The 2,405-nt window shown below is 40.7% G+C and carries 3 protein-coding genes; all 3 read left to right on the top strand.

The genetic code is table 11. The features are described 5' to 3' along the window. Nucleotides 1-737: 737 nt before the first annotated feature. Nucleotides 738-1,031 (top strand): hypothetical protein, encoded by a 294-nt coding sequence (locus VNE01S_RS18670; RefSeq protein ID WP_156309930.1) that lies wholly within the window; start codon nt 738-740, stop codon nt 1,029-1,031. A 228-nt stretch (nt 1,032-1,259) separates the two neighbouring features. Beyond that, nucleotides 1,260-1,532 carry a hypothetical protein gene (locus tag VNE01S_RS18665; RefSeq protein ID WP_156309931.1) on the top strand — a complete coding sequence of 91 codons (273 nt, stop codon included), beginning with the start codon at nt 1,260-1,262 and terminating at the stop codon, nt 1,530-1,532. A 198-nt stretch (nt 1,533-1,730) separates the two neighbouring features. Continuing rightward, nucleotides 1,731-2,261 (top strand): GNAT family N-acetyltransferase, encoded by a 531-nt coding sequence (locus VNE01S_RS18660; protein WP_162208416.1) that lies wholly within the window; start codon nt 1,731-1,733, stop codon nt 2,259-2,261. Nucleotides 2,262-2,405 lie beyond the last annotated feature (144 nt).

Genomic DNA, 2,405 nt, shown 5'->3' with positions numbered 1-2,405 from the left:
GGCGTTAGGCGACGGGCAGGAAAGTTCTTTGTTCTCATCTTCTTAGGTCTCTTTGAGCATTCGTTTTTCTAAGTCGGCAATTCAACATTGTCGGCTTAAATTCTTGAACTTCTCCAACCGTAAAACATGCCAATGTTCGTGGGTTGCCTCATTGGTTTTCAGCGTTGGTTGATGGTGAATTTTATTGGTCCAAAGTGAGGCAAGGGCAAGTTAATCGCGGCTTTCGTTCTCGTTTTAAATTTGCAGCTTTACGTTTCGCTTCCTCAAAAGCAACTTGATCGCTGAAAGTCTGTATTTCGTGGTTGTCGAAATTTTGGCTGAAACATAGTGGCTTTTATGGTTCTTGAATCACAAAAAGTCAGTGGGTGTTTGGTTGCTTATAGGGTTTCGGTTAATCTGCTTTCAAACAAACTTAAACATTACTGGGAAACTTCGCCTAACAAAGCGTTTAAGGCGGATTCACAACGCTTGGCGATTTCAGTCCAAGTTGAATTTAGTGTTTAAGGCACAATGGCTTAGGTTTGGTGGTTGGCGTTGTTCACCACTTAACGCGGCGTTAGGCATACAATATTACCTTTAACTTATAGGTCAGAATTATGGGTTGGGCGAAAATAAAAACGATCATTATTATAGTTTTAGTCATCCTCGTATCAGAAGGAATTAGGATTTACACTGGGGTGCCTATAACAATACTTGATGTTGTGATACTACCTATAACATGTTCGCTAGTATATCTAATGAAATATTATAAATTTCCTTTTAGTAAAACATACAAAGATAGGCAGTCTCACCAAACACAAAATGCTTTTCAGCTAATTGGTTCCTTAGTTTTTACAGCTATTCTAGCGGTAATGGGTACGTGGGTAGCTTGGCTTGGAATTCAAGCCCCTCTGCAGTATTTCTCTGGTGTAAAAGTAGCTGCACATGGATATACGTTAATTCAAGTTGGTATTTTAATTACTTTATACAGTATATGGGGGGCACTTATTTTCCTATCCAGGTTAAGTAGGTTACGCCATAAGTCTGCCTAACAAACTGTTCAAGAGGGATTCCCAACGCTTGGCGGTTTGGTGTTAAATTTGGTAAAAGTGTTTACGGTGTTGTTTTTAAGCAAGGTGGTGGCGTTGCTCACCCCTTAACAGGGCGTTAGGTTTTAATACGGGTCACATTTTCCCAAAACTAGATAACTTCAATCTTGAATTTCCTCATTTGACCACAATAACAGTAGTGTTAATGCGTGTTTATGAGGAGGTATGCATATGACAAATCGAGGTTGGCCAAGAAACCAAAGTACAGGCCCACAAGGTGGTTTATCAACTGGTCCCGGTGGTGGTATGTCTACAGGCCCCAATGGTGGTATGTCCACAGGGCCAAACGGTGGCATGTCTACTGGCCCTGGGGGAGGTCTTTCGACAGGTCCTACTCCGTATTACAGTAATATTCCACCATGGCATATTTTTGTCCAAGAATTAGAGCGTCGAGGTTTGCATCAATACGCTCAAACTATTAGACGACATTTGCCGAACCTATAAACCTAACAAGGCGTTTAAGACAGATTCCCAACGCATGGCATTTTTCATTCCATCGTTGGGTTTTGTGTTTACGGTGGTATGGTTAGGTTCTGTAGTGGCGTTGCTCACTACTTAACGCGGCGTTAGCACTCAAATGCTTATTAAGGCTCAGCAGCTGTTTTTAGCATGAATTATATAGAGGTCGGAGTTAATCTAAAAATGAATACGATAGTAGTCCGTAAGGCGGAAATTGAAGATATTTCAAACATAATTGAGATTGAACAAGGTTCTGGAAATGTATTTTCTTCGATGCCCATAGACTTTTTATGCAGTTTACCTGAAGAGATGCCGTTGCATAGTTACGGGTTTTACGAAAGAACGATTGAATTAGATGGGCTTTTTGTTGCTGAGCTTGAAAAAAAGGTTGTTGGCTTTATATGTATCAGGGACATAAATGAAGAATTGACAATTCATATTTCAGAGTTTGCTGTTGATTATGCGTATCAAAAGCGAAGAATTGGATTTCAGTTAATAAACTTTGTTATCGAGCTAGCTAAGAAAAGTCGTAAGAGTATTACGTTAACAACTTTTTCTAATGTTCCTTGGAATGCACCGTTTTATGAAAAGCTAGGTTTCGTGATAGTGGACCGGAGCGAACTGAATGAACGTCTTGCTCTGCTACTAGCTCAAGAAGCTGATGTGGGCTTACCTAAAGAGCATCGTTGTGCTATGCGTCTGTGCATTAGTTAGAAGGAGTAAAGGTAGGGTTAGTTAACGTGCTAACAAACGCTTCAAGACGGATTCGCAACGCGTGGCATTTTTACCATGCGTTGATTTTAGTGATTTAGGTGGTATGCGGAAGCATCGTATTGCGTTGCTCACCACTTAAGCGGG

This window comes from Vibrio nereis NBRC 15637, from assembly GCF_001591105.1.
In the GTDB taxonomy this organism is placed as follows: domain Bacteria; phylum Pseudomonadota; class Gammaproteobacteria; order Enterobacterales; family Vibrionaceae; genus Vibrio; species Vibrio nereis.
This window is presented reverse-complemented; position numbering and strand designations above follow the sequence as displayed.